Genomic DNA, 22,662 nt, shown 5'->3' on the forward strand with positions numbered 1-22,662 from the left:
CTGTTCGAGAATTTTCGAACAGGGGACGTTTTTGAGTGACAAATTTGATTAATTATCGATTGTTATGCGGCTGATTAGGATTCTTTAATCGCCAATACGTCTTGTGGACATGCTTCTACACAGATACCGCAAGCGATACATTTTGAAGGAACATCACGGTCTTCAGATTTAACCAGTACTCCAAATGGACATACTTCAACACATTTTCCGCAGTTTACACATAGTTTTTTGCTGATCATGTATACGCCTTTAGCGTTCTGAGTGATGGCACCGGCTTCACATGCCTTAGCACATTTACCACATTGTACACATACCAAAGTTTTTGGGCTGCCATCTTCTTTTTCGGTAATTTTAATACATGATAATTCTGAAACGGGTTCTTTGTAGAATGCGTTTGCACATGCTAATTCACATCCTAAACACTTTACACATGCTGCCTGATCTGCTACGACTACTTTTTTCATTGTTACTCCTCCTTAAGGACAATTTGATCTGAAGATCAAATTTATGTTTAAATTTTTTCAACTGATTTTCATTCTACTTTTAAAGCTAATAATTGTCAACCTAATCCGGAATTTTTATAGGTATTTCTAGCGCTACGCTGATTATGAGCTTCCTACTGATAAAATATTACAGCTCTTTACCAGTACTCTTTCTAAATAAGGTTAAATTTTTATCAATTAATTCCCTGCGAAAAAATTCTCATCAAAAAAAGCTCTCCTGAATTGGAAAGCTCCTTTTGAGTCTTAAGAATGCTGTTTCAGTTTTTCAGTCTGATCACTGGTGACCAGCGCATTGATCATTTCATCGATGTCGCCGTCCAGGAAGGCTTCCAGTTGATAGACAGTCATATTGATTCGATGATCAGAAATGCGGCCCTGGGGGAAATTGTAGGTGCGGATGCGCTCGCTGCGATCCCCGGTACCGACCTGACTTTTCCGGTTTTCGGCAATTTCACTTTGCTGCTTCTGCTGTTCGATTTCGTAAAGTCTGGCTTTCAGAATTTTCAAAGCTTTGTCTTTATTTTTCAGCTGCGACTTTTCATCCTGACAGGTTACTACCATCCCGGTGGGGATATGGGTAATTCGCACCGCCGAGTCGGTGGTGTTAACACTCTGTCCACCGTTGCCGGATGATCGGTAAACATCGACTCGCAGGTCATTGGCGCCAATTTCGATTTCGACATCTTCGGCTTCCGGCAGAACTGCGACCGTGGCAGTTGAGGTATGGATCCGCCCCCCCGATTCAGTACTGGGGATCCGTTGGACCCGATGAACGCCGCTTTCGTATTTCAGGCGGCTGTAAACGCCAGTTCCTTCAATGGCGAAAATAATTTCCTTGATTCCCCCAATGTCGGGAATACTGGAACTCATAATTTCACTTTTCCAGCCCTGTCGTTCGGCATAGCGGGTCAGCATTCTGAAGAGATCTCCGGCAAATAAAGCTGCCTCACTGCCACCGGCCCCAGCTCGAATTTCAACGATAACGTTTTTATCATCATTAACATCCTTGGGAAGGAGCAGAATTCTCAATTCCTCTTCCTGTTCCACCCGTTTTTTTGTCAATTCGTCCAGCTCCGCTTCAGCCATTTCTTTGAAATCTTTTTCCAGTTGCTTATCTTCCAGCATCTCTTTGGTGTCATCAATCGCAGACAAGGTCTCGGAAAACTCATTGTACTTTTGAATGATCGGTTCAATGTGGGAATGTTCTTTCATCAGCTTTCGCCACTGATTCTGATCGCCGATGATCTCGGGATCGCTGATTTTTTCATTTAATTCAGCATACTTTTCTGCTAAAAAATCTAACTTATCTAACATAGTGCTCCTTATTTTTTATTTAATTAGGTTAGGCAATTATCAAACTGCCGTGAGCTTCGCTACTCGTTGCAAAAACCAACATCAAAGCAATTCTTGTTCAAAGTTGACTATAAAAAACCTCTGTTTGGTGCTATTCAAACTGAAAGGCTTCTTTCCACTCATCGAAGAAAAAGACGGCCAGGGTTCCGGGGCCGGAATGGGTTAAAACCGTTGAACCCAGGGGGACTATTTTAAAGCGGTCGGTACCAAATCGCTTTTCCGCCATCTTAACAAACAGTTCCACCAGTTCCAAGTTATCGGCATGACTGATGCCGATGGTCTGCTGATTGATCTGGTTACCATTTACTTCCAGATAATCCACCATTTTTTTGATCAGCTTTTTTTCGCCTCTCACCTTGTCAATTTGCTGCAGCTCGCCAGATTGACTGACTTCAAGTAACGGATTAATGTTTAGCATATTGCCAATAATTGCCGTTCCCTTATTCAGTCGGCCGCCCCGATACAGATATTGCAGATCAGTGACTGTAAAGACATGCTTGACGTGATCGATATAATAATTGATCCGCTTAATCAGTTCATCCATACTGGCACCCGCAGCTGCAGCTTGAGCTGCGCCATACGCAATGTGACCCAGGCCATAGCATACTGCCCTGGTATCAACGACTTTAAAGACTGCCTCGGGATATTTTTCTCTTAAATCCCGTTCTGCCAAAGCTGCTGCCTGATAAGTCCCGGACAGCCCGCTGGAAAAAGCCAGATAAACAAATGGCTGATTTGCAGATATCAGTTCTTCAAACCGTTTGTAAAAATCACCATAGGGAATCTGCGAGGTTTTATAGCGCACACCCTTTCGCATATTGTCACAAACCACGGCCGGTGATATATCAATCCCATCGCGATAGGTCGTTTCGTTTTCGACTACGTAAACCGGCATGATCTCAATATCAAATTTTTGTTGATCGCTTTCCAGTATATCACAGGCAGAATCGGTGATGATTTTGATTGTCATACTTTATGTCCTTTCCCACTCGCTTTCAGGTAATTATTTTAAGCATTTATTTGAATTAATATTTTATCACAGTTTAGTCGTTTTTCAAAAACAATTCTTGGGCATATTCCCGAGGATCAGCAAACAGGATCCGGCCTTTGCTTTCCAGATAATCGGTCAGTCTTTTAGTATCCAGGTTAACAATTAGTTCGTCTGGGAAGTCAATGGTATCCAGAACCTTATCGACGTAAGGGAAATCGCCAATATCCGAGGCAAAATGAGTATCGCTGCCAATAATAATCGGAATCTCCAGTTCTTTACAGCGATTGGCAATCCATTCGCAGTTGGGCTTGGAACCTTTTCGGATAAAAAAAGAACCATTGTTGATTTCAATCAGGGTATTGTGTTTTTTAGCATCCTGAAGAATAGCCTCATAATCCAGCTCGTAGGTGGGATTACCAAGATGGCAGATAAAATCAATATGGGGATTGGCAATCGCACCCAATACGGCGCTGGTATTGCTGGTTTTTGACTGCGGTTTAAAGGTCGGAGTATGGAGTGATGCCGAAATAATTTCCAGGGATTTGATAAAGTCCATGGGAATATCGGTATTTCCGTCAGTATCCATAATATTACTCTCTATTCCTTTAAGTACTTTGACATTGTTTATTTTTCCAGGAATCACCTTATAATTGGCAAAAAATAAGGGGGTCGGCGCTCCCGGCAGAGCCGGTCCGTGTTCGGTAATACAGATCAGCTCAAGATTTTTTTGGGCTGCGGCATCAACTAATTCAAGGATGGTGTTGTAGGCATGTCCGCAGGCCAGAGTATGGGTATGGGCATCTAAAACATAATTTCTCATTTTCTAATCTCTTTTCTCTTTTTCGACTGACTGGCTATTTGATAAATAACTGGCCGGTGATTCTCCGCCCGTCTACTTCGCTTCTTCCAGTTTTTTCTTCGCTTCCCGTTTCTCCACTTCCAGATCATTTTGATGAGCAACCCGGTCGCAAAAAACCTGAGCTGAATGATACCCATATTGTTTGGTCCGATTATTGATGGCGGCGGTTTCAATAATACAGGCCAGGTTACGTCCGCCGGAAACAGGGATCATCACTTCTGGGATATCAATTCCCAATATTTCCAGGGTTTGTTCATCCAACCCCAGCCGATCATAGGGGGATCGTTCATCCCAATTTTCCAGGCGGATCACCATATCAATTTCAACATCTTTTTTGACGGCTCTGGCACCATAAAGGGTTTTCACATCAATAATGCCAATGCCCCGGATTTCCATAAAGTGTTGCAGCAGCTCCGGAGCTGTGCCCATCAGGTGGCCGTCCCGAATCCGCTTTACCTCAACCACATCATCAGCGATCAGACAATTGCCGCGTTTGACAATTTCCAACGCCGTTTCGCTTTTGCCAATGCCGCTGGGGCCGGTAATTAGTACCCCGACTCCAAAAACTTCAACCAGCACCCCATGTAAACTGATCCGGGGGGCTGACAGTTGATCAATATAATTGACCAGGTCATAAAATAAGGTGGTGGTATGTTCCTTACTTTTTAACAGAGTTCGGCCATATTTTTGGGCCGCTTCTTCAAACAGATGGGTCTCATCCAGATCCCAACAAACAATAAAACAGGGGAATTCATAGGAGAAAAAGTCGTCGATCTTCTGCTTTCGAACTTCCGGATCAAGATCCAGCAAATAGGAGACTTCCACCTTACCAATCACCTGAACCCGATTGGAATCAAAATGCTCATAATAACCATGGAGCTGCAGGCCCGGCCGATTGATGCCGCTGTTTGCCAGGTTCAGTTCCGTTGACTTATAATAAATTTTTTCAAGTTTGATTTCTCGACAGAAATCATCCAAATTTACTTTACCATTCATTCTATTCTTATCTCTCTTCATTGATTTACTACTAATTAGTTTACTCAAGTTATTCTACCTCAAAGTTTCTATTGATAAAACATATTTATGTCTTTTGACAAAAAAAATCTAATACCGCCTGGGCTGTTTTCACCTGCATCCCAGGGACTGACATCAATTCCGCTAATGTTGCTTTTTTTATTTTATCCACCTGCCCAAAGTGGGCCATCAGAGCTTCCCGGCGTTTCTTACCGACACCAGGAATTTCCTCCAGTTGGGAGGCCAGCATTTCTTTTTTTCTCAAAATCTGGTGATAACCGAGGGTGTAGCGGTGAACCTCTTCGGATATTTCAAAAAGAAAAACACCCAGTGGCGTGGCTTTTTTAATTGGGTATTCGGTACCCTTATGGAAAATCCCCCGCAGGCGGTGGCGGTCATCTTTAACCAGCCCGCATACCTCGATGTCAACGGGATATAAAGAAACGATACTCTCGGCCGCATTCACATGGCCGACTCCGCCATCAATCATCATGATTTCCGGTAAGGGTAGAAAATTATTAGCCTCCTGGGTTTTCATGGCCCGTTCCATCCGCCGAAAGATCATTTCCTGCATGCTGGCATAATCGTTCTGACCTTCCACCGATTTGATTTTAAAGCGGCGGCAGGCTTTCCGGTTCAGCTTGCCATCGTCGAAAACGACCATTCCACCGACGTTATTGGTGCCGCTGATATTGGAAATGTCATAGGCTTCAATGCGACTGGGTCGCCTAGTCATCCCCAACAGCTCCTGCAGTCCGTCCAAGCGGCTTTTGGAACGGATTTCTTTTTCCCGTTTTTCCAGCAATTGTTGTTTCAGGGCCAGATCGGCATTGTCCGCCACCATTTCCAGCATTTTTATCTTCTGCCCCCGTTGGGGAGAGTGGACTTCAATTCTTTTGCCAGCCAGCTCTCCCAGCCATTCTTCAATGACTTGTTTGTCTTCGAGAGCTTCCTTTAAAATAATTTCCCGGGGGATAAACCCGCAGCTGGCATAATACTGTTTAACAAAACTCTCCAGCACTTCGCGGGGACTGACATCCCCAAGATCTTCGAGAAAAAAATGATCCCGTCCCATCAGCTTGCCTTCCCGGACATGAAAAACCTGGACACATCCGAGATCATCACTTTGTGCTAAACCAATAAAGTCCTGATCCTGTTTGGTACTGGAGCTGATTTTCTGTTTTTCAATGATATGCTGAATGCCAGAAATCTGATCCCGGTATTTTGCCGCCTCTTCATAATTCTGGTTTAATGCAGCTTCAGTCATTTTTTTGTTCAGGTTTTTAATCAGATCCGGATGTCGACCATTTAAAATATCCAGAATTGACTGGATATCCCTGGCATATTTTTCTTTGGACACATTTCCCTGACAGGGTGCCTGGCATTGGCCAATATGATAGTTCAGACAGGGCCGACCGGTCTTTTTTCCGTAAACAACCTGACGGTTGCAGGTTTTCAAGGGGTATATTTTCAAAATAGCTTCAATCGTATTTTTTACCGCATAAGAACTGGTAAAGGGTCCAAAGTACTTGGCGCCATCTTTTTTATATTCCCGGGTCATCATAATTCGTGGGTATTCTTCATTAACGGTCAGCCGAATCCAAGGATAGCTTTTATCATCTTTGAGCAGTATATTATAGCGGGGATGATGCGTTTTGATCAGATTACATTCTAAAATCAGGGCTTCCATTTCCGAATCGGTGACAATCGTTTCAATCGTTTCGATATGGGATACCAGCACCACTGTTTTAGAAGTAAGCTGGCTGGCCGAATGGAAATACTGCCGCACCCGATTACGCAGATTAATGGCTTTACCAACATAGATAATCTCGCCATTATTATTTCTCATGATGTAGACTCCGGGGTTCTGGGGCAAATCTTTTAATTTTTCTTTATCATACATAGTGGTCAACCTTAAATAAATATTTTTTTGGATTTTTTTGTTTATTCGCACCCTAATTTTGGTATAATAATAATACTTTTTTAAACATCAAGATTATTATAAAGAAAGGAAGTGTTACCATGTTTGAAAAAATAACAATAGATGGCCACAACACCCTGATTTCTTTCGGTAATTTCGAAGTGAAGATTGTTCCGAAAATTTATGGTGGATTTACTCTGACAAAATCAATTAAAGACAATCCCTTTAAAATCATCGAAATACGTGAGATAAGACTTCCCCTTTCAGAGAAGGAAGTTATCAAGGAAGCGAAAGAATTGTTAAAACGAAAATATGAGTCCATTGACTTTAACAGCTATTGTACCACATAAATCTTGAGTTCAGCTTTTTTTGATCCAGCTTGTTTATCCTACGAGTTGGATCTGTCTTTTTTCGTTTATCTTTCATCACAGACCCAACCTAATTATACGTCCAGATTTCTTAAACCTTTAAAGTGTTTGTTAAATCATTTGACATTAGCCTTCACCGGGTGTATAATGAAAAAGAATTAAAGTGTATTTATTGATTTCACATATTTTTGCAAGTCATTTTTACGTTTAAATGATTTGCAAAAATATGTGTTTTTTGTTTTTGCATCACGATTTACAAATAATATTTAGGAGGTACCTAAAATGAATAATGGTACAGTAAAATGGTTTAACGAGGAAAAAGGATTTGGTTTTATTTCAGTAGATGGCGGCGAAGATGTATTTGTACATTTCTCGGCAATTATTGCTGATGGTCGTAAAAACCTCGTTGAAGGACAACGCGTAACTTTTGATACCGAAAAAACAGATCGTGGCTTACAGGCTACAAACGTTTTTATTGCATAATTAAGTCATTAAAAAGCCCCACCAGCTCTGCTGGTGGGGCTTTTTTTCTCTAAACTACCGTACCGATCAATTTTTAATCTTCTTTGGGTAGCTCAGTTTTGATATGGCAACCCGGGCAGCCGTCCCCGCCTTTGCAGCCTTCACAGGAAAAATCGCCGGATTTCATTTTCTTGAACTTCTTAAATAATATATAGCCTGCCGCACCTAAGATTAATGCTGCTAGAATCCAGGTAATCATTTTTATTCCTTCTTTCTTCGATCTATAATGCGTTAAAATCTAAACAAAAATCCGACTGCCGACCTGATATACGACGAATGACACGGCATAGGCCAAACCGATTTGATAAGCCAAGGCAAAGAGAAAATCTCGCCAGTTGCCCAGTTCTTTTTTCATGGTAGCCACAGCGGCCATACAGGGTGACGCCAGTAAAACAAATATCACAAAGCTATAAGCCGACACTGGGGTAAAAATTTGACTGATGGACTGTGTTAAGCTACCGCCCTGGCCAGATGATAGCACACTCATGGTACTGATAATCATTTCTTTGGCCGCAATTCCCGTCAGCAAAGCAACTGAGGCGACCCAGTTTCCAAATCCCAAGGGCACAAAAACCGGCGCAATGACCTTGCCAAATGTTGCCAGGATGCTTTCATCGGGAGCTGTAGCCATCTGAAAACCAATTGTAAAGCTCTGTAAAAACCAGAGCACCACCGATACCGCAAAAATAATGGTTCCCGCCCGGACAATGAACTCTTTGGTTCGTTGCCAGACCTGAGTCGCAGTATTCCTCAGCTTTGGCAATCGCAGCGGCGGAATCTCCAGTAAGTAACCGGAATCTGCTCCCTTAAACCAGGTTTTTGAAAGAACAAATCCTGATCCAAAAACCACGGTTAAGCTCACCAGATAAAGAGAGAATACCAACAAGGTTTGATATTGCACAAAAAACACCGAAGCCATTAATACGTAAATGGGCATCTTGGCCCCACAGGAAATAAAGGGCGTCAATACGGCGGTCAGTTTACGTTCCCGTTCATTTTCCAGGGTTCGGGTAGCCATAATTCCAGGAACCGAACATCCCAGGCCGACTACCATCGGGATAAAGGATTTCCCCGATAAACCAAAATGTCTGAAAATCCGATCCATAATAAAAGCGACCCGGGCCATGTAGCCGCTATCTTCCAAAATCGAGATAAATATGAACAATACGACTAACTGCGGCACAAAGGTCAACACCGCTCCAACCCCGGCAATCACGCCGTCATTGATCAGGGCGATAATCCAGTCGGCAGCACCGAGATTGCCCAATACTGCGGCCACCCCGACCATCAGGACATCATTGATAAACCACTCGATGCCACCGATGGTAATATCCCCCACCAGCGTAATCGAAACATAATAGATCACAAACATAAAGAGAAAGAAAATCGGTAAGGCAGCATACCGGTTCATTAATACCTTATCCAGTTTTTCCTGAAATTGGATGGCATTTTCTTTGGTTTTCCTAGTTGCCTGACTGATCCCCGCGGTGATAAAGCGATAGCGATAATCGGCAATGGCGCTGTCGACATCATGCTTTGACAGCACTTCGATTTTTTTTCTGACCACAGCGATATCTTCCAGTAAATCACTATTATTATGAATCTTCAGTAGTACCTCTTCGTCTTTTTCAATCAGTTTGATGACGCGAAACAGGCGCGGATAACCGGCCAGGATCTCCGGATACTTATTCTGAAGCAGCTCGTCAAATTCATTGAATAACGTCATTATTTCCGGGGGAAATATCTGCGGGAATTCTTTGAGCTTTTTGATCTCCAGTGTTTTTTCAACCAGTTTGATCAGTTCATCAATGCCGGTTTCTTTTTGAGCGGATATTTCGATAAAGGGATAGCCAAAAATTTTTTCCATCTCCCGAACGTCGATCTCAACCCCGGTTTTCTTGACCACATCCATCATATTCAAGGCGCCAACCATGGGACAATTAAGCTCCATCAACTGGGTGCTTAAATAGAGATTTCGTTCAATATTAGAGGCGTCAATAATATTGATAATCAGATCCGGTCGTTCTTCCAGCAGAAAATTCCGGGACACAATCTCATCCATTGAATAGGGTGCCAATGAATAAATTCCTGGCAGATCGACCAGGGTGATATCCTTATTTGTGTCTCTCAGATTTCCTTCTTTTTTTTCAACGGTTACCCCCGGCCAGTTTCCCACATAGAGATTACTGCCGGTCAGACAATTAAAAAGGGTGGTCTTTCCCGAGTTGGGATTTCCCGCCAACGCGATTTTATATTTCATTTTGTTTCCTCATTTCCATTGATGCCAGACTAAAATGCTGATTAAATAAATTCAAACAACGAAACCACCTATAAAGGTGGCTTCTCGTTTATTACTGAACCATTAAAATATTCTCAGCATCTTTTTTCCGGAGACTGAGGGAATATCCTCTGAGGCGAACCTCGATAGGATCTCCAAATGGAGCTGTTTTATTAACTTGAATCTCTACACCTGGTGTTACACCCATGTCCATGAGTTTGCGACGCATTAATCCTTCTACGGCAATAGAGCCTACACAAGCTTTCTGACCTGGTCTTAAATCTTTCAAAGTAAACATAAACACACCTTCTATTCTTATGGTTTAAATTCATACATGAGATCTGTCATAATTTGTTAACGATGACTTTCTTTTTTGTTAGCTTTATTATACTCTAATTGAAATTCATTGTCAATTAGAGTCTGAAACTTTTTATCGTCTTAAGCTTTATTTAAACGTATCTAAAAAAGAAAGCTGCAGGCAGCTTTCTTGAGGTTAGTCTGATACTACCGTACCGACAAATGACCAGGGGGTCAGACCCTTATTAATCTGTTGTTCACTGCGGGATCGTGACACATGATCAAACAATTGTCGGTACTGGGTATCCTTTTTATCAATTATGGTAAGATTCGCTTGAGATACTGGCCGGTGTAGGATTCGGGGACCTGGGCAATTTCTTCGGGGGTTCCGATCGCGATGATGGTTCCGCCGCCGTCGCCGCCTTCGGGGCCGAGGTCGATAATGTGGTCAGCCACTTTGATCATGTCCAGCTGATGCTCAATAACAACCACGGTGCTGCCGCTGTCGGCCAGTCGCTGGATTACGGTGATCAGTTGATGGACATCGGCAATGTGCAGACCGGTGGTTGGCTCATCCAGCACATAGAGGGTTTTGCCGGTATTGCGTTTGCTTAATTCGGTAGCCAGTTTAACCCGCTGGGCTTCGCCGCCGGATAGCTGGGTTGAAGGTTGCCCCAGGCGCACATAACTGAGACCCACGTCATATAAGGTTTGGAGTTTATCATTAATTTTGGGAATGTTGCTGAAAAATTCCAGAGCCTCTTCCACCGTCATATCCAGAACATCAGCGATGTTTTTCCCTTTATATTTCACTTCCAGGGTTTCACGGTTATAGCGCTTGCCGCCACAGACCTCGCAAGGAACATAAACATCCGGCAGAAAATGCATTTCGATTTTGATGATTCCGTCACCGCTGCATTTTTCGCAGCGGCCACCTTTGACGTTAAAGCTGAACCGGCCTTTCTGATAACCTCGGGCCTTGGCTTCCGGGGTTTTGGCAAAAAGATCCCGGACCAGATCAAACACCCCGGTATAGGTGGCCGGATTAGAGCGGGGGGTTCTGCCGATTGGGGACTGATCAATATCAATAACCTTGTCGATGAATTCGACCCCTTCGATACTGGTGTATTTTCCCGGTTTTTTGAGGCTGCGGTAAAGTTTCTGAGAAATCCCCTTATAGAGAATTTCGTTGATCAGGGTACTTTTCCCCGATCCTGAAACCCCAGTCACGCAGATGAATTTCCCTAACGGGAAATCCACATCCAGGTTCTTTAGATTATTCTCCCGGGCGCCAACAATTTTGATCGTATCGCCAGTTCCTTCCCGACGCCTTTCCGGAATCGGAATAAAGCGCTTACCACTGAAATATTGACCGGTGACCGATTCAGGCACTGCCATAATTTCTTCGAGGCTTCCCTGGGCAACGATTTCGCCGCCGTGAACCCCGGGGCCCGGGCCAATATCGACAATATAGTCGGCGGCTTGCATGGTTTCTTCATCGTGTTCGACCACGATCAGAGAATTCCCCAAATCAGTTAACCGCCGCAGGGTTTCCAGCAGTTTCTGATTGTCCCGCTGATGGAGCCCGATGCTGGGTTCATCCAAAACATATAACACTCCTACCAGACCCGAGCCAATCTGGGTGGCCAACCGGATCCGTTGGGATTCGCCGCCGGACAAGGTGCCGGCATTCCGGGACAGAGTCAGATACTCCAATCCGACGTTTTTGAGAAAATTCAGGCGCGCGTCGATTTCTTTGAAAATTGATTCACCGATTATCATTTCCCGATCGCTCATGGTCAGGGTATTAAAAAATTCAATCAGCTGGCCAATCGACATATCGGTGATTTCGATAATGTTCATATCATGAATCGTCACGGCCAGACTTGTTGGGTTCAGCCGCTTGCCGTGACAGGTGGGACAGGGTGTTTCGGACATATAGCGTTCAATAAGAGAACGCATCCGCTCTGACGTGGTTTCAATATAGCGCCGTTCCATGTTTCTAATCAACCCTTCAAAGGTGGAGCTATAGGTTCCCGAAAACTTGCCTTCATAGGCGATTTCGAGCACCTCATCACTGCCATATAAGAGAGCATTCAAGAAGGCTTCACTGGCATTTTCCAGCGGTGACTCAATCGAAAACTGATGTTTTTCAGCGAGCGCCTTAATCAGATTATAATAATATTTGGAATCGCTTTTTAAACCAAAAAACTTGATCGCGCCATTGGAAATTGATAGGCTTTTGTCGGGGATCAGCAAATCCGGATCCACTTCCTGATGAAAGCCCAGGCCATGGCAATCCGGGCACATCCCAAAGGGGTTATTGAATGAAAAGGTTCGCGGTTCCAATACGTCCATCGCAATGCCGCAATCGGCACAGGCCAGTTTTTCGCTAAAAAGCTGCGCTTCGCCGCCAATCACATCGCAGATCACCAATCCACCGGATAGCTTCAGGGCGATTTCCAGCGAATCAGACAGTCGTTTTCCCAAATTATCCTTCGCCACCAGACGGTCGACCACCACTTCGATGGTATGCTTTTTATTCTTATCAAGATTGATTTCATCGGTGACCTCCATCGGTTCGCCATCGACGATAATCCGTACGAAGCCCTCTTTTTTGATGTGATCAATGGTTTTCTTATGCTGACCTTTTTCCTTCCGGATCACCGGTGCCAGAATTTGAAACTTGGTTTTTTCCGGGAGGGCCATGATGGTATCGACGATCTGATCAACAGATTGCGATTCCACCACCTTTCCGCATTTTGGACAATGGGGAATCCCAATCCGGGCGTAAAGTAAGCGCAGATAATCATAAATCTCAGTTACCGTGCCAACCGTGGACCGGGGATTACGGTTGGTTGTCTTCTGGTCAATGGAAATCGCCGGGGATAATCCATCAATGCTCTCCACATTCGGTTTCTGAGACTGGCCCAGAAACTGCCGCGCATAAGAAGAAAGAGACTCCATATAACGGCGCTGCCCTTCGGCATAAATGGTATCAAAGGCCAGGGACGACTTCCCCGAACCACTGAGCCCAGTAAAAACCACCAGCTGATCCCGGGGTATTTTCAGGTTAATATTTTTTAAATTGTGCTCTTTCGCACCTTTTATTTCGATGTACTTCATGATTCTCCTTATATCGGTTACTTATCTTCTGTAATTCTTGAGATGATGGATTTCGTCCCGCAGTTTAGCGGCCCGTTCAAATTCCAGGGCTTCTGCCGCGGTCAGCATTTCCAGTTCCAGTTCCTTGATTTTAACATCAATATCCACTGCTTCATCGCCAACCTCATAGGTTGCCGGTTCTTCAGCCACCTTGGTCGCCTCAATAATCGAGCGGATATCTTTTTTAACCGAGCTGGGAATGATGTTATGGGCTTCGTTATGAGCCGTTTGAATAGCCCGACGGCGATTGGTTTCGCTGATGGCCCGATCCATGGATGGGGTAATCTTATCAGCATACATAATAACATGGCCTTCCAGGTTACGAGCGGCTCGGCCAACAGTTTGTATCAGGGAGGTTTCTGATCTCAGGAACCCTTCTTTATCGGCATCCAGAATTGCCACCAGACCAACCTCTGGTAGGTCCAGCCCTTCTCGCAGCAAGTTGATCCCCACCAGCACATCAAAGGTCCCTAAGCGTAAATCCCGGAGAATTTTCATCCGTTCAATCGTATCCACATCGGAATGGAGATAATTCACCAGGATCCCATTTTCCTTGAGGTAATCGGTGAGATCCTCAGCCATTTTTTTTGTCAACGTGGTGACCAATACCCGATTTCCTTTGCCGGTGGTCAACTTAATTTCACCCAGCAGGTCATCAATCTGACCGGCTACCGGGCGAACCGTTATCTCCGGATCAATCAGACCAGTGGGTCGAATAATCAGCTCAACGGTATTCTGGCTGTGCTCTTTTTCGTATTTGCTGGGCGTTGCCGTGGTGAAGACAATCTGATTAATCTTACCTTCAAATTCAGAAAAATTCAGAGGACGGTTATCATAAGCTGAGGGCAGTCGGAAGCCAAAGTCGACGAGATTGCTCTTGCGGGCCTTATCCCCGGCGAACATGCCACCAATTTGGGGGATTGAAACGTGGGATTCATCGGCAATAATCAGAAAATCCTTGGGGAAGTAGTCAATCAGGGTATAGGGCGGCGAGCCTGGGGGCAAACCGTTAATGTAGCGGGTGTAATTCTCGATTCCGTTGCAATAACCCATCTCCCGGAGCATTTCAATGTCGTAATTGGTCCGTTGGAGAATCCGCTGGGCTTCTACCAGGCGATTGTTAGTGGTATATTCATCATAACGCTGGCGCAGTTCCTGCTGGATTCCCGCGATTGCCCGTTCCAGATTTTCTGGGGTGGTGGTATGGTGGGAAGCCGGGAAAATCGAGACATGGTTCAGCTCGCCATAGATCTCACCGGTCAGCGTATCAATCTCGGTGATCCGCTCGATTTCATCACCAAAAAATTCCAGACGAATCGCTTTATTTGATGAGGCCGAGGGAAATATCTCGAGAATATCCCCGCGGACCCGAAAATTGTTCCGTTCGAAGGCAATATCGTTCCGGGTGAACTGGATTTCCACCAATTTACGGATGATTGCATCCCGGTCTTTTTCCATTCCCGGACGGAGAGACAGCATCATGTTTTCATAATCAAAAGGACTTCCCAGTCCATATATACAGGACACGCTGGCAACTACAATCACATCCCGCCGTTCAAACAGAGCCGCCGTGGCGGAATGCCGCAATTTATCTATTTCATCATTGATGGACGAGTCTTTTTCAATAAACAGATCCGAGTGCGGAACATAGGCTTCCGGCTGATAGTAATCATAATAGCTGACAAAATATTCCACCGCATTATCCGGAAAAAAACTCCGGAACTCATTGGTCAGCTGGGCCGCCAGGGTCTTATTATGGGCAATCACCAGGGTTGGTTTTTGGACCGCCTCGATGACCTTGGCCATGGTATAGGTTTTCCCTGATCCGGTTACACCCAATAAAGTTTGATATTTTAAGCCATCCTGGATTCCTTTAGAAATTTTTTCAATGGCCGGTCCCTGATCTCCCTTGGGTTCGTATTCCGAGACAACCTTAAATGCATGCTTCATATCTTTCATCAGCACCCTCCAATCGATTCAATGAACATTCGTTCCATTATTTTACCATAGCTTTTTTTTTATGGCAAATGATAATCTTTATAATTTAATAAAATCTTAATTATTCTTATTTGAATAGAAAAAGCATGCCGTAATGGCATGCTCTTTAAAATTAATTGGTACCGCTGAGTACTTGCAGGGCCTTTTGAAGCTGGACATCTTCTTCGTCGGTAAAGAAATTATTCTTCATAAAGTCAGTAGCTTCGATGACAATATTCGGCTCCAGACCTTTTTCGTGAATATTATTGCCGTCGGGAGTGAAATATTCGGAGTTGGTTACTTTAAACCCACCACCATCAGTGAGACTGATGATTTCCTGAACAATGCCCTTGCCGAAGGTCTTGGTTCCCACCAGCTGGGCGGCTCCGGTATCTTGAAGCGCGCCGGCCAGTATTTCTGCCGAGCTGGCTGATCCGCCATCGACCAGCGCCACCATCGGGAGGTTAAGCTGTTCGGTACCGTCTGATGTATACTCTGTTTTCTCGCCATTTTTATCGACTGTGTAGACAACCATTGTTTCGCCGAGAATCCGGTCGGCAATTTCCACCGCTTCTTTTACCCCACCGCCGGGGTTGCTACGCAAATCAATGACCAGGCCGGTGATGTTCTGAGCCAGTAGCTCACCCAGTTGGGTTTCAAAGTCGTCTGCGGTTTTATCGGTAAACTCACTGATCTGAATATAACCCTTATCGCCAATTAGCCGGGACTCCACCGTCTTTGCTTCAATGGTTTTACGAACCAATTGCATTTCAATGATTTCCTCACCTCGCGCAATGGTGATGTTGACAGTGGTGTCGGCTGGGCCCTTCACTTTGGCAACAACCGCATCTGATCCGATGGTCGTCACATCTTCACCATCCACCTTGATAATCTTATCTCCAGTTTTGATCCCGGCTTCCTCTGCCGGTGTACCCTTCTGGGGTGCGATGACCGTCGTATAACCCTGTTCATCTTCTGTTACCACCACACCAATACCTTCATAGACACCAGTGGCTGATTCCATGTATTTTGAAAATTCCGCGGAGGTAAAATAAGTACTGTAAGGGTCGCCAAGGCTTTCAAACATTCCTTTAATGGCTCCATCAACCAGCGTCGTGTTATCCACATCTTTATAGTACTCTAAGCTAATCTGTTCTTTCAACGCCAATAATTTTTTAATGCCGGCGGCGGTTTCGCTGCTGTCGACATTCACAATCAACTTGTTTCCGATCAGAAAATTGCCGGTTGTTGCCACTGTGAAGGTAATGATATTGGTGATGATTAGCACCACAATAATCACGATGAGCTTTGTTTTTTTTGATTTATTTTCCATTGTCTCCACCTAATCCTAAACTTTTATTCTGCTGCAAATAAAACAGGAGAAAAGAATCATGATTCTTTTCTCCTGTTCTTTCGTTATATTCTACAATGTTTCGCTTAAAAATATCCTAAAGGATCAACAAACGATCCGCCCGAAAGTACCCCAAAGTGGAGATGGGCGCCGGTGGAATCTCCGGTTGAGCCAACATATCCAACCACATCGCCTTTATTGACGGTTTGGCCAGATGATACAGCAAAACCACTCATATGGGCATACATGGCCTGAACACCATTGCCTAGATCAACAATCACACAATTTCCATAGCCGCCATTCCAACCTGCCGAGATGATCGAGCCATTACCCATCGCCAAAATTGGGGTTCCTGATGGAGCACCCATGTCGACACCGTAATGGGTTCGGTAATCACCCCAGATCGGATGCAATCGAGTCCCGAAGAAATCATCATCGGCTGAAGGATAATAACCCGGACATGGCCATTGATAGGTTCCGTTTGATGGTACAAAGGAAGTGCTGCCACCAGTGGTTGATCCGCCTGAAGCTGCGGCCTGAGCAGCCATCGCCGCGCGAACCTGGGCTTCAATATTAGCTGCATTGGCAGCCTCAGCTGCGACAATCGCCTGATATTCTGCGACGATGGCCTGATTCTGAGCTAATAAGCTATCTTTTTGAGCCTTAACTTCCTGCTGTTGGGCTAATGCTGTTTCCTGCTCGCTCTTTTTTGTAACTGTTTGAAGACGATCTGCTTCGATCTTAGCTTTCTTTTCATCGATAATTCTTTTTGTCTCCGCTAAAGCGTCCAGCGATTCCTTGTCCGATTCAATAATGTACCGGGACATATCAACCTTGGTCACAAAGTCTGCGAAATCACTTGATGTAAACAAAAACTCAAGCATGCTGCCATTTCCGTACATGTACATAGTCCGGACACGTTCGTTCATGGCTTCTTCCTGTTCCTGACGCTTCGCTTCAGCAATATTCAGCTCTTCCTGAGTTTTGGCAATATTGGCTTCCAATGCGGAAATTTCAGCATTGATTTTATCGATGACGCCAGTAATCCGACTCATTTCTTCATTGGCCTTGCCAATTTCAGCTTCGATTCCGGCAATGGTATTCTGGGTCATATCAATTTGATATTGAGCTGCTGCCTGTTTTTCATTACTCTCTGCCAGTTGTTCAGTCAGGGATGCTGCATTTACTGGAGATATCAATATCCCCAAAGTAACCATTATGCTCACAATGCCTGAAATAATTCGTTTTTTTGTCATCCGACAATCCTCCTGTGTTTGAACAAGTCTAATCATTTATACATCCAAGAATTTGCGAATCGCAAAAACGCTGCCTACTGCTCCGATAAATCCTCCATAAAGCAGGAAGAAAAATATCAATTGTCCCATTACTGCGTCCGGGGAAGCCAGACTGGCATCCACCGGCAGAAAGAGATTTCCGCCAACTAAACCCAAAATATAATAATAGGTAATCCGGATAATCAGGAATGCCACAATGGCTCCCATTAACCCCAGCAGGGTTCCTTCCAGAATGAAGGGCGCCCGGATATAGGCATTGGTAGCACCTACATATTTCATAATTCCGATTTCTCGCCGCCTTGCAAAAACGGTTAATTTAATGGTGTTGTAAATAATAAAGATCGAAATCATCGATAGAACCACCAGCACCACAATACTCAAGGTATTGGTAAATTTATTGAAGCTCACCAGTGCTTCTACATATTCCTGACCATACCGGACATATTCAACCCCTTCGCCTTCAAAAGACATGGCCAGAGTTTGAACCTCATCCATATCCTCCGGATCGGTTACCCGGACAACAAAAGATGCCGGCATGGGATTATTTTCCGAATTATAACCACTAAGCAGTGGGGCATAATCTTCCAGACTGACAGTAAACTTTTCTAATGCTTCCTCGGCACTTTCAAAGGTGACATTTTCAATCAGATCGCTTTTTTCCAGTGCCTGTTCAATCGTTTCCTTTTGGGTATCAGTGAAATCCGACTGGAGAAATATCTTCAGTTCCAGTTTTGATTCCACATCCTTGGTGACTTCCTGAACATTAATGGTCAAGATCAGAAAAATACCCAGGATAATTAAGGCAGCGATAACCGATAAGACCGAAGCGGCGCTCATCAAGTTATTTCGCTCAATACTTTTCATCGTATCCCGAACCACATTTCTGGGCATTGTTTTTATGGAACTAAACTTCATAGCCGTACCTACCTGTCGCATCATCTACCTTAAGAATACCATCTTCCAATGTTAAAACCCGTTTTTTCATCGTATCAACAATTTCCCGGTCATGAGTCACCACGACGACGGTTGTTCCTCTGCGGTTGATTTCTTCGAGGATACTGATGATTTCATAAGATGTTTCCGGATCAAGGTTTCCAGTGGGTTCATCACAAATCAAAATGGAAGGATTATTAATAATCGCCCGGGCTATTACCACCCGCTGCTGTTCTCCCCCTGATAATTCATGGGGATAATGGTTCATCCGATGGGATAAACCCACCATATCCAGAGCCAACGGCACCCGCTTTTGAATCTGTTTTTCAGATTTCCCAATTATTTCCATGGCATAAGCCACATTTTCATAAACACTTTTGTTTTCCAACAGACGAAAATCCTGGAATACAATTCCCATTTTTCGTCGTAAAAAGGGAATTTCCTTTTTTGAAAGTTTTGATACATTAAAATTATTAATATAAACTGAACCTTCGGTCGCTTCAATTTCTCTTAAGAGAAGCTTAATAAATGTGGACTTTCCCGCACCGCTACGGCCAACAAGAAAGACAAACTCACCCTTATCAATAAAGAGGCTCACATTTTTTAGCGCATCACTCTTGTTTTTATCATAACCCTTGGTTACATTTTTAAATTCTATCATATCTTAGCCACTCCTAATTTACTTATCATTCTGATTACTTTGACAGGGCATTTTAACATGTCCTATCCTATTTTCTTCTTAAATCAGCAATAAGTTAAGATTACCTTAATTATTTAATCGGAATATAAATGTTCTGGACATCAGCGAATTCTTCATCTTCCGGACATTTCATGTTTGAAGCTGAATTTATTTTAACATACTTTTTGAATAATTTCATTAAAAAAATAAATATTTTGTAACAAATGTATCTGAATTCGTCCAACTTTTTATTTTATTGTTAAATCATAACCTTCGTCCGAGGATAACCACTGGTTTTTAGGACAAAATAAAAGAGAAAAGATTCTATTTTAATCTTTTCTCCAATAATTATTCGTAAAATTTTAATCCCTCACAATTAAACGATTCTATTTAAATATAGGGACTGACTGGTGATCCATATAAACGTACTTCATAATGAAGGTGAGATCCGGTTGAGTCGCCGGTACTGCCAACGGCACCAACGGTCTGACCCGCTGAGACGGTTTCCCCTGATGAGACGTTAATTGCGCTTAAATGAGCATATACTGCCGACAAACCATTACCAATATCAACGATCACACAATTTCCATAACCGCCGTTCCAACCAGCCGAGATCACTGTTCCGTTTCCGGCACAGGCTACTGGGGTACCGGATGAGGCCCCAATATCGACGCCGGCATGGAATCGGGAATCGCCGTAGATTGGATGAATTCTCCAACCAAATTCACTGGTGATATTACCGCCACATGGCCAGACATAGGAGCTGGAATACTCCGGAGGTGCCGTTGTTCCACCACCTGATGTATCTCCGCCGCCAGGGGTGGAAGTGTCTCCGCCCTCACCGCCGGCAGTACCATCTGTCGCTCCGCTGTTGCCGCTATTTTGAGCTGCTGCCTGTTCTGCTGCGGCCCGCTGTTGTTCATAATAAGCTTGTAATTGACCTTCAATATCTGCTGAAGTCGCCGCTTCAGCTTCTTCAATCGCCTTATACTCATCTAATGTTGATTGGTTTTGGGCCAATAACTGATCTTTTTGAGCTAGTACTTGTTCCTGCTGAGTTAACACAACTTCCTGTTCTGTTTTTTTCTCAACTGTTTTCAGTCGATCTGCCTCAATGCTCAGTTTCTTCTCATCAATTACTTTTTTAGTTTCTTCCAGAGCATTCAGGGAGTCCTTGTCCGCTGTCATGATATATCGGGACATATCCAATTTTGTGATAAAATCCGAGAAGTCCGAAGCCGAAAAGATGAATTCCACAATGCTGCCGTTGCCATACATATACATAGCCCGGACCCGATCACTCATGGCTTCTTCCTGCTCCAGTTTTTTCGCCTCTGCTATTTTCAGTTCTTCCTGTTTTTTTGCTATATTCCCTTCAATGGTTGATAACTCGCCATTGATCGCACCGATCACCCCACTGATTCGATTAACTTCTTCATTGACTTTGCTGATTTCCTCTTCAATCCCGTTGATGGTGTTCTGAGTCATGTCAACTTGATACTTTGCCGCTGCCTGTCGAGCATTACTTTGTGCCAACTGCTCGGTTAATGAAGCCGCATTGACGGGCGCTGTTAAAAATGCCAAAACCAGGGAACCAGTAACGATACCTGATACAATTCTATGTTTTTTCATTTTTCCCCTTTCCCACAATCTTAGTGTGACTGATATTGTTTGTTACTTTTAAGGTAATTCTTATTGTTTTTGTAACGGTTGTATTATACCATATTAGTGTCGTAATTAAAACAAAAACAATAAAATAACTTTAAAATATTTTGTATAAAACATTAATAAATGGGATGTTTTTCCGCTTTTTTATATTTTAAAGAAAAAAAGACACTCCGAAAACTCAGAATGTCTTTTCAGTAACAGGTTATTGCGAATTTCTATTTCAAAAACTTAGAATGCAGCTTTATAGATAGCAATTACATCTTCTTTGGTTGGGCACTTTGGATTTCCGCCGGTGCAGATATCGGCCAGCGCCAGATCAGCCAGTTCGCTGAAATCTGCTTCTTTAACACCGATTTCTTTAAGTCCTGATGGAATACCAACATCTTTTGATAGTTTTTTAATGGCATCAATGGCCATGATATTAATTTCTTTAGGTTCGCGACGGCTGGTGTCAACTCCCATCGCCTGGGCAACGTCTTTTAACCGATCACCAACAGCATCAGCATTAAAGGCCGTTACATAGGGTAACAGGATGGCATTGCAGACGCCATGTGGCAGGTCATAAAATCCACCTAACTGATGCGCCATCGAGTGAACAATTCCCAGCCCACCGTTTGAGAAGCCCATGCCAGTGACAAACTGACCATAAGCCATGTCATCCCGGGCATCCAGATCGTCACCATCTTCAACGGCTTTTCTCAAGCTGCCGGAAATAGCTTTGATCGCTTCCAGATTAAAGAGGTCAGTAAACCGGGAAGCGCCGGCGGTGGTATAGCCTTCAATTGCATGGGTCAAGGCATCCATCCCAGTGGCTGCGGTTAATGATTTTGGCATTTTGAGCATTAAAACGGGATCATTGACCGCCACTGTCGCCAGACAGTTAGGATCGACAATAACCATTTTCAGTTTCCGGTCTTCGTCAGTAATAACATAGTTAATGGTTGCTTCACTGGCGGTTCCGGCGGTGGTGTTAATGGCCACGATGGGTAGGGATTTATTGGCGGTTTTTCCAACACCTTCATAATCCCGAAGATCCCCAGGATTGGTAGCCAGAATGGCAATCCCCTTGGCGGTATCCTGAGGTGATCCGCCACCGATACTGACGACAAAATCGCATTCGTTTTCCTGCAAAGCCTGAAGACCGGCATTGACATTGGCAACAGTAGGATTTGGTTTAACATCTGAAAATAAAGCATACGGAACTTTCGCTCCATCTAATACATTGAGCACATCTTGAACAATACCTGCTTCAACTAGTACTTTATCGGTTACAACTAAGGCTTTTTTCACGTTCATACGTTTGATCTCTGGAGCAATTAACTCAATTGCACCGGGTTCCATAATTACTACTGGTGGAAAATAATAGGTTCTTGCCATAAGAACACCTCCAAATTTATTCGTTTACAAGATTATATGTCATCGAAATGGCTGAATAAATGGAAATTTTCTCTTGTTTGGGATACATTATTGAAATGACTGATTGATGAC

The 22,662-nt window shown here is 43.8% G+C and carries 19 protein-coding genes; 2 read left to right on the plus strand and 17 right to left on the minus strand.

The window, feature by feature from the left end; all coding sequences use genetic code 11:
• Positions 1 to 74: 74 nt before the first annotated feature.
• The 6 genes from A3KS_RS0117385 to uvrC form a co-directional block, all read right to left on the minus strand.
• Positions 75 to 464, minus strand: coding sequence for a 4Fe-4S binding protein (locus A3KS_RS0117385; RefSeq protein ID WP_026395973.1), 390 nt, complete (start codon positions 462 to 464; stop codon positions 75 to 77).
• Positions 465 to 746: 282 nt separating this feature from the next.
• Positions 747 to 1,817: a peptide chain release factor 1 gene (gene prfA, locus A3KS_RS0117390; protein ID WP_026395974.1), complete on the minus strand. Its 1,071-nt coding sequence runs from the start codon at positions 1,815 to 1,817 to the stop codon at positions 747 to 749.
• Between the two features lie 130 nt (positions 1,818 to 1,947).
• Positions 1,948 to 2,826: a DegV family protein gene (locus A3KS_RS0117395; RefSeq protein ID WP_026395975.1), complete on the minus strand. Its 879-nt coding sequence runs from the start codon at positions 2,824 to 2,826 to the stop codon at positions 1,948 to 1,950.
• 73 nt (positions 2,827 to 2,899) lie between these two features.
• Positions 2,900 to 3,667: a phosphatase gene (locus A3KS_RS0117400; protein ID WP_026395976.1), complete on the minus strand. Its 768-nt coding sequence runs from the start codon at positions 3,665 to 3,667 to the stop codon at positions 2,900 to 2,902.
• Positions 3,668 to 3,739: 72 nt separating this feature from the next.
• Positions 3,740 to 4,702, minus strand: a complete 963-nt coding sequence (gene hprK, locus A3KS_RS0117405) for an HPr(Ser) kinase/phosphatase (protein WP_026395977.1) — start codon at positions 4,700 to 4,702, stop codon at positions 3,740 to 3,742.
• Between the two features lie 85 nt (positions 4,703 to 4,787).
• Complete coding sequence (gene uvrC, locus A3KS_RS0117410) at positions 4,788 to 6,623, minus strand: excinuclease ABC subunit UvrC (protein WP_026395978.1); 1,836 nt, start codon at positions 6,621 to 6,623, stop codon at positions 4,788 to 4,790.
• A 119-nt stretch (positions 6,624 to 6,742) separates the two neighbouring features.
• On the opposite strand from uvrC, the gene A3KS_RS0117415 reads away from it, so the two are divergent.
• Positions 6,743 to 6,991 carry a hypothetical protein gene (locus A3KS_RS0117415; RefSeq protein WP_026395979.1) on the plus strand — a complete coding sequence of 83 codons (249 nt, stop codon included), beginning with the start codon at positions 6,743 to 6,745 and terminating at the stop codon, positions 6,989 to 6,991.
• 300 nt (positions 6,992 to 7,291) lie between these two features.
• Positions 7,292 to 7,492, plus strand: coding sequence for a cold-shock protein (locus tag A3KS_RS0117420; protein WP_014356887.1), 201 nt, complete (start codon positions 7,292 to 7,294; stop codon positions 7,490 to 7,492).
• A gap of 73 nt (positions 7,493 to 7,565) precedes the next feature.
• Here the strand turns inward: A3KS_RS0117420 and A3KS_RS23345 are convergent, their stop codons facing one another.
• The 11 genes from A3KS_RS23345 to A3KS_RS0117475 all read right to left on the minus strand — a co-directional run bounded on the left by A3KS_RS23345 (position 7,566) and on the right by A3KS_RS0117475 (position 22,551).
• Positions 7,566 to 7,730, minus strand: a complete 165-nt coding sequence (locus A3KS_RS23345; protein WP_084505066.1) for a FeoB-associated Cys-rich membrane protein — start codon at positions 7,728 to 7,730, stop codon at positions 7,566 to 7,568.
• A gap of 39 nt (positions 7,731 to 7,769) precedes the next feature.
• Complete coding sequence (feoB, locus tag A3KS_RS0117430; protein WP_026395980.1) at positions 7,770 to 9,791, minus strand: ferrous iron transport protein B; 2,022 nt, start codon at positions 9,789 to 9,791, stop codon at positions 7,770 to 7,772.
• A gap of 91 nt (positions 9,792 to 9,882) precedes the next feature.
• A complete protein-coding gene (locus A3KS_RS0117435; RefSeq protein WP_026395981.1) occupies positions 9,883 to 10,107 on the minus strand; it encodes a FeoA family protein in 225 nt (74 codons plus the stop codon).
• A gap of 317 nt (positions 10,108 to 10,424) precedes the next feature.
• Positions 10,425 to 13,232, minus strand: a complete 2,808-nt coding sequence (gene uvrA / locus A3KS_RS0117440; protein ID WP_026395982.1) for an excinuclease ABC subunit UvrA — start codon at positions 13,230 to 13,232, stop codon at positions 10,425 to 10,427.
• A gap of 21 nt (positions 13,233 to 13,253) precedes the next feature.
• Complete coding sequence (gene uvrB, locus A3KS_RS0117445) at positions 13,254 to 15,230, minus strand: excinuclease ABC subunit UvrB (RefSeq protein ID WP_026395983.1); 1,977 nt, start codon at positions 15,228 to 15,230, stop codon at positions 13,254 to 13,256.
• Between the two features lie 151 nt (positions 15,231 to 15,381).
• Positions 15,382 to 16,581 (minus strand): S41 family peptidase, encoded by a 1,200-nt coding sequence (locus tag A3KS_RS0117450; RefSeq protein ID WP_026395984.1) that lies wholly within the window; start codon positions 16,579 to 16,581, stop codon positions 15,382 to 15,384.
• A gap of 104 nt (positions 16,582 to 16,685) precedes the next feature.
• Positions 16,686 to 17,855 carry a murein hydrolase activator EnvC family protein gene (locus A3KS_RS22895; protein WP_051355978.1) on the minus strand — a complete coding sequence of 390 codons (1,170 nt, stop codon included), beginning with the start codon at positions 17,853 to 17,855 and terminating at the stop codon, positions 16,686 to 16,688.
• A 36-nt stretch (positions 17,856 to 17,891) separates the two neighbouring features.
• Positions 17,892 to 18,809, minus strand: a complete 918-nt coding sequence (gene ftsX / locus A3KS_RS0117460) for a permease-like cell division protein FtsX (RefSeq protein WP_026395985.1) — start codon at positions 18,807 to 18,809, stop codon at positions 17,892 to 17,894.
• Positions 18,799 to 19,488 (minus strand): cell division ATP-binding protein FtsE, encoded by a 690-nt coding sequence (gene ftsE / locus A3KS_RS0117465; RefSeq protein ID WP_026395986.1) that lies wholly within the window; start codon positions 19,486 to 19,488, stop codon positions 18,799 to 18,801. Before ftsE ends, ftsX begins: the two co-directional genes overlap by 11 nt.
• Before the next feature lie 408 nt (positions 19,489 to 19,896).
• Complete coding sequence (locus tag A3KS_RS22900; RefSeq protein WP_051355979.1) at positions 19,897 to 21,138, minus strand: murein hydrolase activator EnvC family protein; 1,242 nt, start codon at positions 21,136 to 21,138, stop codon at positions 19,897 to 19,899.
• Between the two features lie 264 nt (positions 21,139 to 21,402).
• A complete protein-coding gene (locus A3KS_RS0117475) occupies positions 21,403 to 22,551 on the minus strand; it encodes an iron-containing alcohol dehydrogenase (RefSeq protein WP_026395987.1) in 1,149 nt (382 codons plus the stop codon).
• Between the last annotated feature and the right edge of the window lie 111 nt (positions 22,552 to 22,662).

The organism is Acetobacterium malicum subsp. dehalogenans DSM 11527 (assembly GCF_000472665.1).
GTDB lineage: Bacteria > Bacillota > Clostridia > Eubacteriales > Eubacteriaceae > Acetobacterium > Acetobacterium malicum.